Below are 18,951 nucleotides of genomic sequence, written 5' to 3' on the forward strand. Positions count from 1 at the left end.
ACGCAGGTCTCGTGGGCTCGGAGATGTGTATAAGAGACAGTTTCTCAGGAGCATCGATATGCGCAAGCCGTATTTTAAGCGGTGTGTTTTTATATAGTACTTCCATGGTATCGCCATCCAAAATCCGGATTACTTTGGCCAAGAACATTTGATTTTTAAGTATCTTCAGTGGGTTGTCGGCCGCAAAAACAGTACAATAGCCTAGGCAGAGGGCGAGTATGGCTAATCTTCCCAAGCGCATAAGGTTTTCCCTTCTTTTTTTGCTCTATTTAAGCTTATTTTGACGATTTTATAGCTGCAATTGCTTAAGCCCCTACAATTGGATTTGTAATGGTATCTTGGCGCTTTGCCACTGTCGCAAATGTAAACATCGGGAGTTTCTTTATGAATGGCACAGTTTAAAAGAAAAAGGGCAAATAGTAATAGTGATTTCATGAGGGTAAGTTATAAGGCTTATTTTGGGTTACTGGTTTTGCACAACAGGCGGTATTCATTATTTTTCTGAAATGATACGTTGTATGATCGGATCTAGGTCAGTAGGAAGGGAAGCAGGTTTTATATAGAATTTTTTAACATTCATTGCTTTGAACCAATCTGTCCAGTAGAGGTTAATGACATCCTCTTCATAAGCGTTCTTTTTTGCGGGGTTAATTCCTAAAACAATAACCTCTAAATTCTGTAAACCCTTGATGGCAGGAATAAAACCCAACTTGTTTTTTTCAAATAAGGTTTTGTAGTTGGCAGTGGTTAGTTTTTTTGCTTGAATAAATTCGGGACTGAGATAAGAGCTTTTGTTATTTTCCATAAATTTACTTTCCTTATGATACATATAGCCATCTGTGATGATCACCAAAATGTTTCTGTGATGGTCTTTTATACAATAATCCTGCACCTTATTTTTGAAGAAACGCCAGATATCTGAACCAATGAAATGCCCATCTTTAATGGCCGATTGATAGATTTTCAATGGCACTTCTGAAAAAGTCTTATCTATATTGCTGATCTCATCCTTGCTCGAAAGTTTATTGAAGCTTACCTTTAGTTGCTGACTTAATTTGTTTACTAACGGATCTTTTGGTTCTGGATCAAAAAAAACTTGCATCTGATCATTCAATTGCATTATTCTTTTTTGCTTGATGTGATTGGTAAAGGCTTTTTGTACAGATTTTATATATTGAAGATCCCTTTGGTAATACTCCATGGCAGCGTTAGTATTCTTTTTGGGATCTATCCTATCGGAAAGGTCGAGCAGGAAACTAATATTCAGGTTATTTGAATCTGCCTTTTGTAGTTTATTTTCCGCTTTAAAACTTGCCGTAAGTATAAAAAATGGAATGATGAGTAAAATTTTGGCTTTCATGATAATGGATTTAGACAACTGATAAATAAACTGAATTTTGAGAGTCTTCTTTGGCACCAACACTTTCGCAGTGGGTGTTGTACACGTTTATACATTCTTCGATTAGGTTTTGAGTTTCATTCTTCGAAACATATAATTTCTCACTAACAAAGGTGATCCATCCTTGTACGTATTCTGACGCATACAAAACATATTCTTTGGTTGGAATAATTACGGCATCAATTATTCTTTGCAATTCTGCAATTCTTCCCTGCGCTTTCGCAATAAGTTCTTTGATACTATCCAATTCCTTGATAAGTGTTTCTTTCTGTTTTTCGAAGTCGGTAATTTTTTCTTGGTGAATAAGAATATCTTTATGCCTTTTTTGTTGTTCATGTTTGATCTTGTCTTTTTCTTTATGCTCTTTCATGATAAAATCGAATACCAATCCCCAAATAACATATACGACAAAACCTGCAAAGATGATCCCCCAGAACTGGATCTTGGTAAAAGCAATAGAGAGGTTAAACGGTAATGAATCGAATGTTTTATTCAATTCGTAAATCTTTTCTTCAATTTGATAAGCCAGAATGGCATCAAATACAAAAGTGGTGAGAAACAAAATTCCTATTTTGAAATAGTTGGCTATACTTTTGTTTTCACTATACATATGGATGAGATAACCTAAACCCAAGAAAACAAAAGGGATTAAGGTAACAAAGGCCCCTTCTAATGTTCCATCGCCCCAGGCTTTTTCAAAAGCTTTTGGATCTAGAACATTGGCCATTAAATTACTGTTCGGATCAAATGCCTTGAAAAAAGCAGAATAGGAGGTAGAGATGTAAAATGTAAATAGATATAAACTTATGGGAATAAGAATAATTAGGCCCACCCAAAATTTAGTAGAAGCCCCTTTTTCAGCTTTTATATGATATTTTTCTGGATCTCTGGACAGATCATTAATCTCGAACCTTAACATTTCGATATCGGTTTTTACGGATTTGATACCTTCGTTAATCCGGTTAATCTGTTCTTCTTTATTTTCTTTGCTTACACTCAAGGCCTTTATTTCTGTTTCCTTGTTTTTTTGCTCGTTCACATAAGGTTCCTTGATCTGTTTCTGTTTTTCTACCAGTTGCTTTTCCTCGTTCTGAAACTTCGCATAGATAGCGTTTAGGCAGATGGAAAGCGCTTGAGCGCCTCCTATATTTCTGCTGCCGTCTCTAAAGCCAGATTCGTGATAGGTTCTTTTCCTTACTTCCTCAATTTCTTCTGTTGAATTTTCTTTTGCTTCATCGTTTGATGTTTGAGGCTGCACAATTGATTTTAAGCGAAATATATTTTTAATTTGCGTAGTCATGGCATTTAGTTTTGAAGTTCATTAATGATTTCAGTTTTGGTTTTGCCTAATTGTATGGCTTCAAGTAGATAATCTGCAATTGCCTCAATATTTTCGTCGAGGAAACCGAAGAGTTTAATATATTTTTCTAGTGCGGACCGCTCATTAGCATCGATGTGTTGATCTGCCCAAATCATTGTAGTGAGGTCATATAGATAATCTATTTTTTCATCTAACTGCTCTGGGAGCATACTTTTGGTGTCAATTGGATTTAGTAAGATTTTGTCGAGATTATTAGCTGTAACACCTCTTTCTTCTGCAAACTTGTAGAGCATTTTGAGCTCAAGAGCACTAAAATTTTCGTCACAAATGGCCATTTGGTACAGTCGTAAAAAATGAGCTTTTAGGGTTTCTGATATTTGGATCGTCTCCATAAAAATTAGTTTTGTTTTTTGGGTGAAATAATTCGGTCTCTGGTATAGGCTTTTTCTAATGGTAGTGCTTTTATTGTCTTTTCTTTTTGTACTAGCTCTTTTTTCTTTAGCACTGTAAAGAGAAAAAATAATACACCCACTATCATATCAATCGGCGCCCAATTGCTCTTTCTATATAGTTGGATGGGAAATACGGGATTGAAAAGAACAAGTATGGTGACGAAAACCAATAACCAGTAATAATTTCTAAACTTTAGGAAATGGTAGATTATGAAGATGGTTCCTAAAGAAATAATAATGCGCAGAAAAGTATAGTACTCAATGGGTAATCTGAATGGGGCCAGAAAACAACAAACCGCACAAAAAAAGAAGAAAGGTCTCATTTAACTATAATTTTCTATGGTTTGATGTAATTGGCTTCTATAATCATAAATGCCATCTGGACCAATAAGCAGGATTTTTTCACCGGCGTCTTTGCCCTTATGAAATAGCTCTATATATTTATTATTGCTATTGAAGTGAAAGCGACAAATAGGCTTTCTATTGTTGTCGTCCAATAATACCCCGAAATAGGATTGGGTATCCCTTGGTGCAATTCGATCAGCCGGAATCTTCTCTCGTAAAATGGCCTTGACAATTTGGAAAGCTTCTAACTCTTCGTCCGTAGTAATGATCTTAGGGAGTTCGTTATTTTCGTCAACAGGGTTCACCTTGTGGTCCCGATTTTCAAGCTTTTCGTTGATGTTAAGCGCCGATTTAAGTCTATAGCTAATCGATTCGTTTATGGAAATTGCTAAGGCTTTTTTGGTATATTCTTTAAAGGAAACCATTCGATTGGCTGTTAAGGGCTTTTCGAAGAATCTGTTGACCAAAAGCTTGACCATCTCATCGGAAGGTTGGTCTATTTCTTTTTCAAATTCTTTTCTTATGGCCTTAATATATTTTAAGGCCTCGGCCGAATCGAGAATACTTTCCAAGTTATACTCGTTTTTGGTGAAATTTTCCAAAATTTTGATGGCACTTTCTTTCAGGTCTTCAATATCTATAGTTAAGAAAGGTTTCTCGTCCATGATATTTGGTTTTTCGAGATCAGTATAGAAATTGTAAATAAAACCATTGGTAAGTACTCCGAACCTGGCCTTAGAAACGTGATAATATCGATGAAGTTGCGAGTTATGGGCGTCTGCATTTTCTTTCCAATGCTTGCATTCGATAATGAGGATAGGTTCATCGTTTTTTCTGATGACATAATCTACCTTTTCACCCTTTTTGGTACCAATGTCGCAAACGTGCTCGGGTACGACTTCGGTTGGATTGAAAATATCGTAGCCCAAAATTTGGATAAAGGGCATGACAAAAGCATTTTTGGTGGCTTCTTCTGTTTGTATCTGCTCTTTTAAGCCATTAACACGTTGGTGAAGCTGTTCTAGTTTTAATTTAAGATCCATGTTCTTCTTTTAGAGGGTTTCGTCTATAATGGCTGCATCTGGTGCATTGTTTTTTACAGCTGTTATTCCAGCTTCTCTGTTATATATGCTTGTATACATCTCACTGGTTCCTATAATTTCACCATTGCCTGCTTTGAGGTTAAAGTAATATTGGCTATTCTTGGAAATTTTGCGGTCGTAGCGAGAATCTAGGATGGAATTGGTCTTTACCGATTCGATGCCTTTTTGGCAAGAAGCCTTAGCTACATAGCCTTCACTGGTTAAAATGATCTGTCCGTTTATGGCCTTCAGGTTGAACTGGTATTCGCCATTTTTTCTTTTGGTAATGATAAATTTTCCCATGGTTGGTAAGCGGTTATTGTGGTTTGATAATTCTTTCAGATATTTCGTTTTCTATCAGCACTTGATTATTCGGCAGGATCATCATCTTTTTACCGTCGATAGGGTTTTCGTGTAGCAAAACACCAGACCTACAGTTTTCAAATCGATATTTGAAGGCAAGTAATCCTTTCCGTAATCCTTTGCGTTTTGTCGTTTGGTAAACATGCTTTGAACAGCTTACCCTAAAAAGACATTTCCGTCTTTTATTTTTAGGAATAAGTATCCAATATAATTTGATAAACCAGAGCAGTAGGAGTTTCATTATTTTCTACTGAACACTACCATTTGGTAAGAGGACATGTAGCCAGGTTCGGTTTTGCCAAAACATCCTGTATGAATTGGTTGGACATAGGTCGAGACACTCTCTAATCTTACATAATCCCAGCCTTGATTTGCATAATTTTCTATAACCGCTTCCAACTGGCTAGCGACTACGCTCGTTTGTTCTTTTTGCTGATTTATTGTGGCTACAAACGGGACTACTTTATATTCCATAATTATAATTATTTAACTTTCCAAAAGTAGAGAAGTCCATCGCCAGTTATTTACGGGAAACCGTAAACCCCCAAAACTATTTGGGAAAATATTTTATGATGAAAAAGTATTGGGGCAATAAGTAACTAGTGGGGAGTCTTGTGGGGCAATGTAGGAAATAACCTCAAAATGGAAATAGGTGGGCATAGGAGCTAAAACCCTATGCCTGGCAGTATTTATTAGATAATGCCTTTGTCTTTACAATAGGCAATCAATTGCTCATTATTGGTGAATTCCAAGGTTTCCTTTATGGATTTAAGACGCTTTTCAACACTGCTCAAACTATACTTGATGTCTTTTAATTGTAAATGAAATGGAATTTCTTTTTGAGGTCTGCCATCGGCCAATAAGCTAATGATGGCGAGATCTATTTTTGTAAAATCATAGTCTTTTTCCTTGGGTGCTCTTTTTAGGTTGGGAGAGAGGTATTTTCCATGCTGATGGATGGTCTCTATGGCCAACTTAAGATCTTGGGCATCGCGACGGGCCTTAGGCACATAAGCGTCAATGTCCAACTCCTTCATTATGGAATATGCTATGGAAGATCTATTTTCAATTGAAAAGACCAAGATCTTCAAATCTGGCTGTATTTCCTTGGCCGCTTTAATCAATGCTTTACCATCGGTAATATGCTGATCAGGACTATCTTCCTCGAAAGAAAGATCTGTAATCAGTAATTCGTAGGGTTGGCCTTCGCCAATTGCTTTTTTGATACGATTGAGCGCATGGTCGCAATAGTATACATAGTTTCTGGTATCGTGTGGTATACCAAGGTCTGCCAATGTTTTTTGTACAGAATAATTGATGCTTTCGTGGTCTTCAGCAATTAATACTTTTTGAAACATATAATAGGTATTTAAGAAATGGGAAAAGAAATATGGATCTCTAGCCCGCTTTCATTTTGCGTATCAAAAATAATGTTGCCCGAAATATTTTTTATACGGTTTCCCGTATTGGTAAGCCCATTTTTAAACGAGGTGTTTTTGGGCAGACCAGTTCCGTTGTCTATATAGTGAATTAAGATGTCTTGATTTGATTGTTGAAATAGGATTTGTACCTGGGTGGCACCACTGTGTTTTTTCATGTTGACCATGAGCTCTTGCAATACATGTTCTATTTCATGTTTAGCTGTCGTATTTACATTTTTCCATAAATTAGCCGTATTGCCACTAAGTTTTATTTTAATATTTTCAGAACGGAAAGAGTAAATCAACTCGGTTAATTTTTCATTAAAAGGGACAGCGTTTAATTTAGGAAGCTCATAAGAAATGTCTCGGGATTTTTCATAAAGTTCTTCTATTTCATCAACAATAGGGTCATCTTTTAACGCTTCCTGATGATCTAGCTTGAGCATTATTGTGTATAGGCCATTTGCAACAACATCATGTACTTTTCTAGAATATTTTAGTTCGGTATTTTTGATTTCTAGTATTTTCTCCTGCTGTAATCTTTTCTTTCTTCTTTTATAATACATAAATCCAAATACTAAAAAAGTGGTTAGTATGGCTAAGACAATATATAGTTTCAGGATGCTATTCTGTTTTTGTATATTCTCCGTTTGTGCCTTTTGAAAGTCGGCCTTATGCTTTTCAGTCTCATAGCGGATGAGCGCAAATTGATTTTTGGCCGCATGGCGAGAATTTTCTACACTATCATCAAGTTCTCGATATATTTCAAAATATTGCTTTGCAGATTTTTGAGGGCTAAGCCTGATTAATTTTTCCAAAGCTTGTAGTTGACTATCGGGATTATATATGGCTTTGGAAACGAGGTACATCTTTTTGGCATAAATTAAGGCAGAGTCGGGCTGTTTTTCTGTATAATAATCAGCAAGATGGGAATAGCTAGCATTTTGGCCTAATAAATCATTTTCTTTTAGCTGGATATCAAGTGCTTTTAAAAATTCTGGCAGGGCATTATAGTGTGGGTTCTGAAGCCATCTGTTAAAAGCAAGATTAGATGAGGTTCTTGCGAAATTTTTACCATAGGCATTTTGTTTTAAAGCTATTTGGTAAATCTCGATGGCTTTTTTATAATCTTTTATTCTCCGGTAGGTATTGGCTATGTTATTTTTTATGACAGCTATCTCAGTGCTATCAGTGGCATACTTTAAGGATTGTTGATAGAAGGTTATTGCTTGATTATAGTTCTCTAGATGTTGGGTAGCAAGCCCAAGATTGTTGAAGTTTGAAATGATGTAAACAACTTGTTTTTTATCGTGCTCATTAAAATAAGGTATTGCATTGAGCGAAAGTTCCTGCCCACCCAAATAATCTCCTTTATCTGTAGAAATAATGGCCATATTTAGCAGGCATTTCCCTATGCCCAAGCTGTCTTTTTGCTGTAAATAAAAGTCTTTAGCTTTGTTGAAATAAAAAAAAGCACTATCAGAATTATGGCTATCTCTGTATTCAAATGCCTTGTCGTAGAATATATTATCTATCGCTTTTTTCTCCTGAAATTTAGGTTTATAACAAGAGAACCAAAAAATGATGAAGAATAATAAAAGATTGGGGCGTTTCACGTTTAGTTTTTATTCTAAGATAAAAAAATCCATTAACATTATTTGGTTATGGGAAAACTAGATATTAAAAAAGGTGGCATATGCCACCTTTTTTAACTTGTTATGGTTTGGGAGGAGGTAGCTGACTACCTTCTCCACTTGTACCACCACCACCTGTACTTCCTCCACCGCCAGTACCACCACCTGTACCGTCGTCATCACCTGTACCAGGATTATCACCTGAGTCGTTCTGAGCGCCAGAATCATTTGTCGTTACATATACAGTACCTCCGTTACATTTTGAGGCATGGTTAGGGGAAATAAATCCCATTAGGATTGCTATAAAAACGGGTAAAAACATTTTCTTAAAAATTTAGAATGTGAATAATTGCAGCTCCGAACGAATCGTTTGCTCGGTTTACTGTAGGTTATTCAGAAGGCCTTCTGAAATTTTTGGGAAGTGTTTCGAGTGTCAATCACGGGAGCTAGTAACTGCTTCCCAAACCGGTTTTTTACTACCGTGATATCTGCTCATTTTTTGAAATCAGTTTTGTACTTTTATTCTTGTAAGTTGTTGTTGACTGATTTCTAAAGCAAAGATGTGGAGCGTAAAGAGCTTGTTTTTGGGTAATGCTCTTAATTCTTTTCAATTCCGAAAAAATCCTGCTAGATTCCTGATAAATTCTTGGAGAATTCCGGAAAACCGTAAAATTCCTAGATATTTCATTTTATTTTTATAATTAAATTTTCAAAAAATGACTGAAAATTACCAAGACATAGTATTCAAATTCTTTAAGAATAAGCAAGAAAAACAAGAGCTCCATCCATGCTTGTTGAAGCCAACTGCTGCAAAATTAAAAAGAGAGTGCTTGAGGGTTTATGATAAAAGATATACTGCCCAAGATGCAGATATATTTGCTATGTTTTTTGATGCTGATAAGATAGGGGCAAATTTTCGTAAGATGATTTTAGCCGCGGATCCCGGAGATTTTAGGCCATTATTAAATCACTTAATTCAAAAGACAACAAAAACAGATGAAAGAAATACGGAACTTTTGGCTTGGTTAATCGATTTTCAACCTAGGCCGAGTACAATATATTATAAGAGTTTTTATGGTGGTTCAAGCATAGAAGTCCAACCTATTATTGATTGTTCAAATAGAGAGGAGATTGGTATTAGCAAAAGTGATGATCCTACAACCATAATAGAAGATATTAAGGAGGAAGAGCTTAGTGACGATGTGCCTACATTGGTAGATGTGACAACTATTTTAGAAAATCAAATCTCAAGTAGCGAGATTGGTCATGCAGGAGTTAAGGTGAGTACAGAAGGTAGGAAAATAAAACTTACAAAAAATAAAGCTGTACTAGCAGTGGTACTTTTGATGTTGGTCACTCTTATGATGGGGGGTGCTTATTGGTTGATGGAACGTAACCAAAGATGTATGTATTGGGCGGGTGATCATTATGAGATGGTGGCTTGCGATAGCAAAATAGACGAAACACCAGTTGTAGCGTTAAAAGAAGAAAAGGTTCGGCATTTTAGGAAGATTACCAATCCAGATACCATTAGCCTTAACTCGGTAGATAGGGTTTGGTATTCGAAAATAAACAATGAGGTAGAGTTTTTTACTGCAAAAGGTAAACACCCCATTAAAACCGATCGGGTATTGAAACCATTAAGCATATATATATGGCAAAAATACGGAGCCAGCAAACGGCTTTCTGAAATTGATGAAGATTAAAAGAGCCAAATAACGTTAACCAAAAACCCTGCTGGAATACATCATGGCTTCCTGCCATGCCTTGTTATGAAGACCAAGGTCAATGCCCTGCAAACTTAAATAATCGATCACTTCTTCGGTAGCGATATTTCCCGTCAGGTCATCGGCAGCCATAGGACAACCACCAAAACCTTTTAGGGCACTATCTATCCGAGTGCAGCCTGTTATAAAGGCGGCTTCAATTTTTTCTAATCGTTGCGCAGGTGTACTATGCAGGTGAAGCCCAAATTCAACATTAGGGAACTGTTGTAGAAGTGGGGGTAAGATGGCCTTTATTTTTTCAGGACTAGATATCCCAACAGTGTCGGCAACTGAGATGATCTTTACGCCTTTACTGATGAGTTTCTCTGCCCACATGGTCACAATATCGGGATTCCATTCATCACCATAAGGGTTGCCAAAGCCCATAGATAGGTACACCACTGCAATTTTATGGTGCTGTTCGCATAAATTCAGCATTTCTTCTACCGTATGTAGCGATTGTGAAATGCTGGAATTGGTATTGCGTTGTTGGAAAGTTTCTGAAATAGAAAATGGAAAACCTAGATAGGTGATTTCTGAATGTTTTATGGCATTTTCCACCCCTTTCAGGTTCGCTACAATGGCCAAGAGTTTGGTGGTGCTTTGGCTGAGGTCGAGCTGTGCCAACACCGCTTCGGTATCCTGCATCTGTGGAATGGCTTTGGGCGACACAAAGCTGCCAAAGTCTAACGTATCAAAACCCACTTTGAGGAGCAAATTGATATAGGCCGCTTTGATTTCGGTAGGAATAAAATCATGAAGGCCCTGCATGGCATCGCGGGGGCACTCGATCAATTTGATCTGACCTTTAAAGTTTTCTGTTTTTGTACTCATCGTAATCGGTTAATGCTGCACTATAGCTGCCTTTCATATAGGGAGACGAAATCAGGAAATCGGCAGTGGCCACATCACAGGCCATGGGAATATTCCATACAATGCCTACCCTGAGCAGGGCTTTTACATCCGGATCATGGGGTTGTGCCTCCATAGGATCCCAAAAAAAGATCAAGATATCAATTTCACCTTGGGCAATCATGGCCCCAATTTGCTGGTCGCCACCTAATGGTCCGCTCAATACCTTTTTTACAGGCAGGTTGAGTTTTTCTTCTAAAAGTTTTCCGGTAGTTCCGGTAGCTGATAAATGGTGTTGGCTTAGTGCTTCCCTATTGGAAACAGCCCATTTGATCAGGTCGTCTTTTCGATGGTCATGAGCCACTAGGGCAATGGTTTTATTTGCACTAAGATTCTTGAATGTCATGTGGTTTTTTGTATTCTTTATAAGGTTTGAATGGTCTGATAATTAATCTTGTTCCCCTATCATAGCTAAAATAACTCCATACCCAGTTCACAAAAACTACCAATTTGTTTCTGAAACCTACCAATGTCATCAAATGCACGAACATCCAGGTAAACCAGGCAAATACCCCTTGGAAACGGATCTTGTTAATGTCTACCACAGCTCTGTTTCGGCCTACGGTAGCCATGGCGCCCTTATCAAAATATTTAAATTGCTCGGTAGGTTTGTTCTCGATAAGGTTGATCAGGTTTTTGGCCAATTGTTTGCCCTGTTGTATGGCTGCGGGAGCGACACCAGGGTGTCCATTTGGGGTTTCTTCGGTAATCATGGCTGCCACATCGCCAATGGCAAAAATGTTATCATAACCTTCAACTTGGTTAATGCCATTTACTTTCAAACGGTTACCTCTTACCACCATATCGGTATTTAAGCCGTCAAGTACTACACCCTTCACGCCCGCACTCCAGATCACGGTAGCAGAACCGATGTTTCTGCCATCTACAAGGGAGAGGGTCTTCCCATCATAAGCTTGTACACGGGCTTCGGTAAATACGGTTACGCCCAACTCTTCCAAGAATTTTCTGGACTTCTGCTGCGCCTGAACAGACATTGCGCCCAATAGTTCAGGAGATCCTTCTATCAAATAAATATTGACCTTGTTCAGGTCTAATTCTGGGTAATCATTCTTTAGAACATGTTTTTTAAGTTCGGCAATGGCACCAGCGGTCTCTACGCCCGTAGGGCCTCCACCCACTACTACGAAGTTAAGCAGTTCTGCCTCTACCGTTGGGTCTTTGGCAATAAGAGCCGCTTCAAGATTTTGTAAAATCAGGCTTCGGAGGTTAAGGGCCTCGGGAATCGATTTCATGGGCATGGCATTTTGAGAAATTTCTGTCTGCCCAAAGAAATTGCTGGTAGATCCAGTGGCAATAACCAAATAGTCATAGCTTACCTCGCCAATAGAGGTTTCTAATATATGCTCTTGTGGTTTTACTTTTTTAACTTCAGTGACCCTGAACTTTAGGTTCTTTTGTCCCTTAAATATTTTACGAATGGGAAAGGCAATGGAGTCGGCTTCTAGTCCTCCGGTAGCCACTTGGTAGAGTAGGGGCTGAAAAGTATGGTAATTATGCTTATCTAATATGACAACGTCGACATGTCTGTCATTAAGTTTTTTGGCCAGCTCTATGCCCCCAAAGCCCCCGCCAACAATAACGATTTTCTTTTTTTCGTATTCCATATCTGATAAACTAATAATAGGGAATTTAGTTTTTGTAAATATAGGAACTTGACTTAGATATTAAGAATGGAATAGTTCTTTGCTAACATCGTATATACAGAAAACCCCACAGTCAATGAAGGCTGTGGGGTTCTAATAGATTTGCTAGCAAAGCAATGGCTACACTAACATTTAAGGCGTTAAGGATTTTGGTCTGCCGGTGTCATGGCTTTATTTACGTCAATCTCATCCTGAGGAATTTTGTATTCCCACAGGTTGTTGGTTGAAGCCTTATCCTTATAAAGCGTGGTGGCAATGGTGAGATAGGTTACACTAGATACCCTTGGATTGTCCATTCCGTTTCGATCAAGGTTAGAATCGGTTCTTTTTAAATCAAAGAACCTAAATCCTTCGCCCCAAAGCTCGACCCTACGCTGAAACATAATTTCATCGATTAGGGTAGCACCAGTATTGGTAGATAATATGTATTGTGGGTTTCTGTTATTGGCTAAGAGGAAAAGTACCTGTGCCGCATCTGCATCTCTATTTCCCATCCTGGCCAGGGCTTCTGCTTCGATGAGGATCAATTCTGCGGTACGCATTAATGGAATATCTCCAGCTCTGCTGGTGATGTCTGGAACCATAAATTTTCTGTTCATGTATTTTACATACTTGGCGTCGCTAGGTGGATTGCCCGTACCACCTTCCCTAACCCCAAAATTTACTTTGTCGGCGGTGGTGCCATCCCACCACAATTTCTTCCTGATATCGGTAGCTGAAATACGGTTGTAAACAATAGAATTGATCATTTTAGGTTCTAACCTATTGAAAGAGGAATTATAATTGCCTGCTATGTAGGAATAGAAAGAACCATAAGTTGGAGTTTGGTCTGGCAATTGGTTCATTCCCCAAAGCCATTCTTTATTGTTAATGGTGGTAAAATTGTCTACATACTCAGTGCCGGTCATCAACGGTTTTCCTGTTCTGGCTTCGTGGGCATATTTCACGGCATTTTCCCAATCTTGCATGGTCAACGCTACCCTGGCCTTGATGCCCTTGGCTACGTTAACATTAATGTGGGTATTGATGGTGGTAGTGGCATTAGATAGCAAACCGATAGCGGCATCTAAATCTTTGTTTATTTGGGTATAAACTGCTTCTACAGATGATCTGGGTTGATCAACACCATCGGATGAAATGACAATGGGAATACCAGGTTGACTGTTCTGCACTCCTTTAACATAGCGTTTGCCATATAATTGGATGAGTTGAAAATGACACCATGCCCTCATCGCCAATGCTTCTCCCTTAATGGTATTCTTTTCGGTTTCTGCACCTTCTATACCATCTATGTTATCGATAATCATGTTGGCATTGCTATTTATGCGATAATATAAGCGATAGGGGTAAGCAGTTAGTGCGGTCGACGCACTTCTGTGGTCTACCCACCTTAAAGCAGGTTTATGATAGGTATAAGTATTACCAGACCATACTAAATCTTCTCCCATTGCGTCGATATTGATCATCATGGCCGTATGACCATCTTGCGATTGATTGGAAATTTGAAGGTATAATAGACGGTACATACCATTAACCGCTAATTTGGCATTGGAAATGGACTCGAAAACGGTAGTTTGTGCAACCTGATCTGTTGGAAAAGTCTCTAAAAAACTTTTTTTGCACGCTGAAAATGCAACTAGGCATCCAATTAAGTATATAAATATATTCTTTTTCATGTTGCTTAGATTAAAGTGTTAAATTAATACCGATGGAAACAACCCTTGTTGGGGCATAGGTGTAGGAAGTGTTTCCGTTGTAAGCTTGTGAAGGATCAAATCCTTTTCGTTTGGATAACATGAACATGTTTTCACCAGTCAGATAGATTTTTCCATCTCCAATATTTAGTGTTTTGGTTAATGATTTTGGTAAATTATAACTTAAACTTGCTGATCTGAGGTAGAGATAGGATGCATCTGTAAGCCATCTGGTACTGTCGTACATGGTCGTAGCAACTCTTCTTTGCGGCACGTTTGTTTCCTGTCCAGGATTTTTCCAGGCATTTAGGGCATCCACATGTAAATTTCTACCATAGGTACCATTGTACATTAGGGACTGGTAGTCATTGTCTAATGATACGCCGCCAACCTGATAGATAAACCTAAAGTCCAGCGTAAAGTTCTTATAGGAGAGGGTATTGTTCAAACTTCCGTAAAAATCTGGGATAGATTGGCCTGAATAATCGTACTTTGCCTCGGTTCCGTTAGGTGTTACAATAGTACCATCAGCCAAGGTTTTGGCCCCGGATACTGTAGGGCTGTTAGCAATATAAAGATCATTTCCGTTATCAGGATCAACCCCATACCATTGTCTTAGCCAATAATCATAGCGTGATCTTCCCACCATATATTTTTTGGTCCCATCAATATATTCTTCATAGGGAAGTTTGGAAATCTCATTTTTAAAGCTTGTCAAGTTGATGCCTACATTCCATTTAAAGTCTTTGCTTTTAATGGCAGTTCCCTCTAGTTGAATTTCTATACCTCTGTTTTCAAGACTTCCGAAGTTCTGGTTTTGAGAGTTCAGGCCTGATGACATGGCCAAAGGTACTGTGAAGAGCAGATTGTCAGTATACCTTCTAAATAACTCAATCGTACCTGAAACCCTGTTCTTAAATAAGCCAAATTCTAAGGCGATGTCCATGTTTTTGTTGGTTTCCCACATCAACTCGTCATTACCGAGTACCAAAGACTGCTTTACACCAGGCTCATTTCCGTTTTTGTAGCCTGTATCATAGAAAGTCTGATACAGATAGTATCCTCCCAAATCATCAGAACCGACTAAACCATATGATGCCCTTAATTTTAAGTTGCTAATAGCCTTAACATCAAAGAACTTTTCATTGCTGATTGTCCAGCCTGCCCCAACAGACCAGAAATTTCCCCACCGGCTATCGGCCTTAAACCTGGAAGAACCGTCTCTTCTGTAAGAGGTAGAAAAAAAGTATTTATTATCGTAGTTATATTCGGCCCTTCCAAAATAAGATTCCAATGTATAATTGTCCTGATAAGAAGATAGCGACAAAATAGTGTTGAAGTTTCTTAATTCTGTCGACCCGCTTACAATTTGTCCAGAGGCACTGCCATAGCTATAGTCATATCTTCTTTGGTAAGCTTCATGGCCCAGTAACACATCAATATTGTGTTTGTTAATTGCTTTTTTATAATTTAACAGTTGGTTGATATTGATTGTTCTGGTGGTAGAAAGGGTTCTGTTTGTACGCCCACCAGTGGTTAGTCCATCACCAATTATTGGGCTATCGAATACATTGAACCTATAATTATTAAGGTCTAAACTAAAGTTGTTGGTAAGCTTGAAGTCTTTTAGGAATGCAATTTCTACGTAGGTTCTTCCACTAAATAATGATCTTTCAGTGAAGTTATCGTTATAGGTAGTTTCTGCCAGAACATTTCTTCCCGGCGCTATCGGACGGTTAAAACCGTCGTCGAAAATCTTGTTTCCTAGTCCATCAAGCAAGAAGGAGCCATCTGCATTGTGTTTATAAACAGGATAAATTGGGGCAAATAACATGTCTACATAAAATGGATTTTCCCAAATTCCGCTTGCTTCGTTACCAATTCTGGTTTTTTGGAAGGTTCCATATAAGTTCATTCCAGTTTTTAGCCAATTTTTGATCTGACTGTTGAGATTTACCCTGCCATTGAAACGGTTGAAATCGGTCAGTACCGAATACCCTTCATCTTTGAGGTATCCTAACGAAGCAAAGAAATCATTCTTATCACTTCCGCCCCTATAATTCAGGTTATATTCACTTCTCAGACCATTTTTTCTAATGGCTTCTTTCCAGTCCAGATCATCTGGATACAATAATTGTGCATTGGGATTGATCTGTCCGTTTTGCAACACAATCTGATTATTGGGCACATTAAAAGGGTTATAGCCCAAAGCCGCAGCAATTTCGTTGCTAGCTTGGGTATTGGCTGCAGCCAGGCCACTTCCGCCCAATACCAGGCTATTTCTCATCGATTCCCATAACAATGGGTAGTATTGATAGGCATTTACGGTCTCGTAATCGCTTAAGCCTCTAGAGTTAATACCCTGTGTTACTTTAGCGGTGAGTACGCCAGCGCCTTTTTTACCTTTTTTGGTGGTAATCAACACAATGCCATTTGAAGCTCGGGAACCATATAAAGCTGTAGCAGAAGCATCTTTTAATATAGATATGCTTTCTATATCATCTGGATTGAGGTTATTCAGAGCGCCTTCAAAAGGAGCACCGTCTACTACGTATAATGGGTCAACCCCACCATTGATACTGCCAAATCCCCTGATACGTATTGACGGACCTGCTCCTGGTTGTCCACTACCTGTAGTGGTTTGTATACCTGGAGCTGCTCCAACCAAGGCCGTGGTAATGTTTGAAATCGGTCTATTTTCAATTTCTTTTGCTGAAATGGTAGATACAGCATTGGTCAATGCCCTCTTTTTTGTAGTACCGTACGCCTGTACTACTATTTCTTCCAGACTCCTGTCGCTCTGCTCTAATACGATGGTGCCGAGGTTTGCGCTGGCTTTCAATTCCTTAGATTGGTAGCCTAGAAACGAAATAATTAGGATGTCGCCTTCTGCCGCATTTTTGAGTGTGAATTCACCTTGGTTATCTGTCGACGTACCGATGTTGCTTTTTCCTTTAACATTTATGTTTGCACCAGGTAATGGCAGACCTTTCTCATCTACTACTTTTCCCTTAATATCAATGGCTAATAACTCATTGTTAAAGTTAGGCAGTGTGGTATGGTTATTATCTAATTTTGTAATTACAATAGTATTTTCATCTATGGTATATTTCACCTGCTGGTTTTGCAGGCATATTTTCATTACCTCATCTAATGGTGTATTATTAAAATTTACATTAATTCTTTTATTGGTGTTTAAGATTTTAGGTAGATAGAAGACATCGTACCCTGTCTGTTTCTTAATCTCATCAAATACCAGGCTAATGTTAGCATTCTTCTGTTTTAATGTCAGTTTTTGCGCATATCCGGCTGCGCTAACCTGAATGATGGTAACGATTAAAAGTAAAGTCGTTAGTTTCATTATGAGCAGGATTTTTGGTAAAAAGGATATTCTTGGGCAAAATTTATTCATTTCGTCATGGGTTGTAGACAGTATAGCTTAGGGGCATGACGAGCCTGAAAATATTGTTATTCAAGCAATATTTCCTAAGTTTGTCTGTCTTGTTTTTGGTCATAAAATAGTTTATACGCTAATTTCAATCAAGCAGGATATTCGCCAGGCTCCGATGGCCGTCGGAGTGCTGGTTTTTATCGTTGCGGTAGGAATGGCCTTAAGGTGATTCTCTTATTTCTTTCATGTCTTGTCTTGTTTTTTAGGTTGTTGGTTAATTATGAATTGTTATGTTTTATTCTATGGTAATTTCCCGAGCTTTAACGGTAAACCTAAAAGCACCGGCTAATTCCATTTTTTTTAGTACCTGTGCAATACTGCTGTACTTGCTAATCGTGCCTGCCAGTGGCTCATCTTTTAACGAAGCATTTTTGAAGGTCACATTTACATTGTACCATCTGCAAATCTCTTTCATGGCCATTTCTAATGTTTTATCGTTGAAACGGAAATAACCATCTTTCCAGGCTACTGCATATTCTGTATTTACATGGGCAATTTTTAGGTCGTTACCAGTGTTTATAGCCTGCTGCCCGGGTTTTAATTGGATCGTTTCGGAGGGAAGCTTTACTACTATACTTCCTTCAAGCAATGTGGTCTTTATGGTATTGTCATCATTATAGGCATTGATGTCGAAATGCGTTCCTAATACTTCAACATGTTGTTGTTTTTGATCGCCAGATGTAGAGGCCGCTGTTACCACAAATGGACGAGCCTTATCTTTTGCCACCTCGAAATAGGCTTCTCCTGTAAGGTAGACATGACGTTCTGTTTTTGCAGAAAAATTAACTGGATACTTTAAGCTTGATGCTGCATTTAACCAGACAGAAGTGCCGTCGGGCAATTGTATTTGATATTGTCCACCACTTGGCGTTTCAATGGTATTGTGATCATTTACGGTGTTAACCTCATTGCCGGTTATCGAATGGGTATTATAGATTAATTTTCCGTCGGAAGTTTTACTGATGGTTACCCCAGCTTCCTTGGCAATTTTTCCATTATTGGCATCATTAAGAGAAATACGACTGCCATCTGCCAGGGTAAGGAAAGCTTTATTACCGCCTGGCTCTATAAGTTGTGCAACTTGAGGGTTGTTATGGTGCTGATGCTGCTTAAAATAGTATAATAACCCAGTAGTTAATATGACCACAGCAACAGCCGCTGCTAGGCTAACAATTGATAATATATTTTTATGCTTTTGTTTGGTGGGGATCGCCTCCTGATAAATCTGCTTATTAATATTATGCAGCATTTTATCTTTGGCCTGGAGTTTTTCAGAAGTGCTCATTGAATCAGCGTACCCTTGGTAAGGCGGAAATTTGGCATACCATTCATCAAGCTCAAGCTTATCAGCTTCAGTAGCCTCGCCTTTTATGTAGCGATCCATCACTTCTAAGATATACTTTTTATACTGCCCTTCTGTACCCATTATGATATACTCGAAGAAAAG

Annotated in this window: 20 protein-coding genes; 1 reads left to right on the plus strand and 19 read right to left on the minus strand. The window is 38.3% G+C overall.

Annotated features, from left to right (window positions below):
• The 13 genes from JHD79_RS16790 to JHD79_RS16845 all read right to left on the minus strand — a co-directional run.
• The coding region (locus tag JHD79_RS16790; RefSeq protein WP_370583352.1) for a thermonuclease family protein at positions 1 to 241 on the minus strand (241 nt) is incomplete at its 3' end.
• A complete protein-coding gene (locus tag JHD79_RS16795; protein WP_199120460.1) occupies positions 223 to 435 on the minus strand; it encodes a hypothetical protein in 213 nt (70 codons plus the stop codon). The genes JHD79_RS16795 and JHD79_RS16790, both read right to left, overlap by 19 nt.
• A gap of 58 nt (positions 436 to 493) precedes the next feature.
• Positions 494 to 1,360, minus strand: coding sequence for a hypothetical protein (locus tag JHD79_RS16800; protein ID WP_199120461.1), 867 nt, complete (start codon positions 1,358 to 1,360; stop codon positions 494 to 496).
• A 10-nt stretch (positions 1,361 to 1,370) separates the two neighbouring features.
• Positions 1,371 to 2,699, minus strand: a complete 1,329-nt coding sequence (locus JHD79_RS16805; protein WP_199120462.1) for a hypothetical protein — start codon at positions 2,697 to 2,699, stop codon at positions 1,371 to 1,373.
• Between the two features lie 5 nt (positions 2,700 to 2,704).
• A complete protein-coding gene (locus JHD79_RS16810; protein ID WP_199120463.1) occupies positions 2,705 to 3,112 on the minus strand; it encodes a hypothetical protein in 408 nt (135 codons plus the stop codon).
• Between the two features lie 5 nt (positions 3,113 to 3,117).
• Positions 3,118 to 3,495: a DUF6804 family protein gene (locus tag JHD79_RS23205; RefSeq protein WP_370583353.1), complete on the minus strand. Its 378-nt coding sequence runs from the start codon at positions 3,493 to 3,495 to the stop codon at positions 3,118 to 3,120.
• Complete coding sequence (locus tag JHD79_RS16815) at positions 3,496 to 4,560, minus strand: type I restriction endonuclease (RefSeq protein ID WP_199120464.1); 1,065 nt, start codon at positions 4,558 to 4,560, stop codon at positions 3,496 to 3,498.
• A gap of 9 nt (positions 4,561 to 4,569) precedes the next feature.
• Entirely contained in the window at positions 4,570 to 4,902 is a 333-nt protein-coding gene (locus JHD79_RS16820; protein WP_199120465.1) for a YegP family protein, read from the minus strand.
• A 13-nt stretch (positions 4,903 to 4,915) separates the two neighbouring features.
• Positions 4,916 to 5,203, minus strand: coding sequence for a membrane protein insertion efficiency factor YidD (gene yidD, locus JHD79_RS23210; RefSeq protein ID WP_199120466.1), 288 nt, complete (start codon positions 5,201 to 5,203; stop codon positions 4,916 to 4,918).
• A complete protein-coding gene (locus tag JHD79_RS16830; RefSeq protein WP_199120467.1) occupies positions 5,203 to 5,436 on the minus strand; it encodes a hypothetical protein in 234 nt (77 codons plus the stop codon). Before JHD79_RS16830 ends, yidD begins: the two co-directional genes overlap by 1 nt.
• A 218-nt stretch (positions 5,437 to 5,654) precedes the next feature.
• Positions 5,655 to 6,320, minus strand: a complete 666-nt coding sequence (locus JHD79_RS16835; RefSeq protein WP_199120468.1) for a response regulator transcription factor — start codon at positions 6,318 to 6,320, stop codon at positions 5,655 to 5,657.
• Positions 6,321 to 6,331: 11 nt separating this feature from the next.
• Positions 6,332 to 7,999 (minus strand): tetratricopeptide repeat protein, encoded by a 1,668-nt coding sequence (locus JHD79_RS16840; RefSeq protein WP_370583354.1) that lies wholly within the window; start codon positions 7,997 to 7,999, stop codon positions 6,332 to 6,334.
• 100 nt (positions 8,000 to 8,099) lie between these two features.
• A complete protein-coding gene (locus JHD79_RS16845; RefSeq protein ID WP_199120469.1) occupies positions 8,100 to 8,309 on the minus strand; it encodes a hypothetical protein in 210 nt (69 codons plus the stop codon).
• Between the two features lie 424 nt (positions 8,310 to 8,733).
• On the opposite strand from JHD79_RS16845, the gene JHD79_RS16850 reads away from it, so the two are divergent.
• The gene (locus JHD79_RS16850) at positions 8,734 to 9,723 is read left to right on the plus strand and encodes a hypothetical protein (RefSeq protein ID WP_199120470.1); all 990 of its coding nucleotides are present in this window, start codon (positions 8,734 to 8,736) and stop codon (positions 9,721 to 9,723) included.
• Positions 9,724 to 9,738: 15 nt separating this feature from the next.
• Here the strand turns inward: JHD79_RS16850 and JHD79_RS16855 are convergent, their stop codons facing one another.
• The 6 genes from JHD79_RS16855 to JHD79_RS16880 form a co-directional block, all read right to left on the minus strand.
• A complete protein-coding gene (locus tag JHD79_RS16855) occupies positions 9,739 to 10,617 on the minus strand; it encodes a hydroxymethylglutaryl-CoA lyase (protein WP_199120471.1) in 879 nt (292 codons plus the stop codon).
• Positions 10,592 to 11,041 carry a methylglyoxal synthase gene (locus JHD79_RS16860; RefSeq protein WP_199120472.1) on the minus strand — a complete coding sequence of 150 codons (450 nt, stop codon included), beginning with the start codon at positions 11,039 to 11,041 and terminating at the stop codon, positions 10,592 to 10,594. The genes JHD79_RS16855 and JHD79_RS16860 overlap by 26 nt, the downstream gene beginning before the upstream one ends.
• A complete protein-coding gene (locus JHD79_RS16865; protein WP_199120473.1) occupies positions 11,022 to 12,320 on the minus strand; it encodes an NAD(P)/FAD-dependent oxidoreductase in 1,299 nt (432 codons plus the stop codon). The genes JHD79_RS16860 and JHD79_RS16865 overlap by 20 nt, the downstream gene beginning before the upstream one ends.
• A 179-nt stretch (positions 12,321 to 12,499) precedes the next feature.
• A complete protein-coding gene (locus tag JHD79_RS16870; protein WP_199120474.1) occupies positions 12,500 to 14,035 on the minus strand; it encodes a RagB/SusD family nutrient uptake outer membrane protein in 1,536 nt (511 codons plus the stop codon).
• 10 nt (positions 14,036 to 14,045) lie between these two features.
• Positions 14,046 to 17,414, minus strand: a complete 3,369-nt coding sequence (locus JHD79_RS16875) for a TonB-dependent receptor (RefSeq protein WP_199120475.1) — start codon at positions 17,412 to 17,414, stop codon at positions 14,046 to 14,048.
• 325 nt (positions 17,415 to 17,739) lie between these two features.
• A complete protein-coding gene (locus JHD79_RS16880) occupies positions 17,740 to 18,930 on the minus strand; it encodes a FecR family protein (RefSeq protein ID WP_199120476.1) in 1,191 nt (396 codons plus the stop codon).
• Between the last annotated feature and the right edge of the window lie 21 nt (positions 18,931 to 18,951).

The organism is Pedobacter sp. ASV28 (genome assembly GCF_016428855.1).
Classification (GTDB): Bacteria; Bacteroidota; Bacteroidia; order Sphingobacteriales; family Sphingobacteriaceae; genus Pedobacter.

Bases quoted from the DNA above. Each gene is read 5' to 3' on its own strand.
- JHD79_RS16795 (WP_199120460.1), bottom strand. From the start codon at position 435: ATGAAATCACTATTACTATTTGCCCTTTTTCTTTTAAACTGTGCCATT.
- JHD79_RS16800 (WP_199120461.1), bottom strand. From the start codon at position 1,360: ATGAAAGCCAAAATTTTACTCATCATTCCATTTTTTATACTTACGGCA.
- JHD79_RS16805 (WP_199120462.1), bottom strand. From the start codon at position 2,699: ATGACTACGCAAATTAAAAATATATTTCGCTTAAAATCAATTGTGCAG.
- JHD79_RS16810 (WP_199120463.1), bottom strand. From the start codon at position 3,112: ATGGAGACGATCCAAATATCAGAAACCCTAAAAGCTCATTTTTTACGA.
- JHD79_RS23205 (WP_370583353.1), bottom strand. From the start codon at position 3,495: ATGAGACCTTTCTTCTTTTTTTGTGCGGTTTGTTGTTTTCTGGCCCCA.
- JHD79_RS16815 (WP_199120464.1), bottom strand. From the start codon at position 4,560: ATGGATCTTAAATTAAAACTAGAACAGCTTCACCAACGTGTTAATGGC.
- JHD79_RS16820 (WP_199120465.1), bottom strand. From the start codon at position 4,902: ATGGGAAAATTTATCATTACCAAAAGAAAAAATGGCGAATACCAGTTC.
- yidD (WP_199120466.1), bottom strand. From the start codon at position 5,203: ATGAAACTCCTACTGCTCTGGTTTATCAAATTATATTGGATACTTATT.
- JHD79_RS16830 (WP_199120467.1), bottom strand. From the start codon at position 5,436: ATGGAATATAAAGTAGTCCCGTTTGTAGCCACAATAAATCAGCAAAAA.
- JHD79_RS16835 (WP_199120468.1), bottom strand. From the start codon at position 6,320: ATGTTTCAAAAAGTATTAATTGCTGAAGACCACGAAAGCATCAATTAT.
- JHD79_RS16845 (WP_199120469.1), bottom strand. From the start codon at position 8,309: ATGGGATTTATTTCCCCTAACCATGCCTCAAAATGTAACGGAGGTACT.
- JHD79_RS16850 (WP_199120470.1), top strand. From the start codon at position 8,734: ATGACTGAAAATTACCAAGACATAGTATTCAAATTCTTTAAGAATAAG.
- JHD79_RS16855 (WP_199120471.1), bottom strand. From the start codon at position 10,617: ATGAGTACAAAAACAGAAAACTTTAAAGGTCAGATCAAATTGATCGAG.
- JHD79_RS16860 (WP_199120472.1), bottom strand. From the start codon at position 11,041: ATGACATTCAAGAATCTTAGTGCAAATAAAACCATTGCCCTAGTGGCT.
- JHD79_RS16865 (WP_199120473.1), bottom strand. From the start codon at position 12,320: ATGGAATACGAAAAAAAGAAAATCGTTATTGTTGGCGGGGGCTTTGGG.
- JHD79_RS16870 (WP_199120474.1), bottom strand. From the start codon at position 14,035: ATGAAAAAGAATATATTTATATACTTAATTGGATGCCTAGTTGCATTT.
- JHD79_RS16875 (WP_199120475.1), bottom strand. From the start codon at position 17,414: ATGAAACTAACGACTTTACTTTTAATCGTTACCATCATTCAGGTTAGC.
- JHD79_RS16880 (WP_199120476.1), bottom strand. From the start codon at position 18,930: ATGGGTACAGAAGGGCAGTATAAAAAGTATATCTTAGAAGTGATGGAT.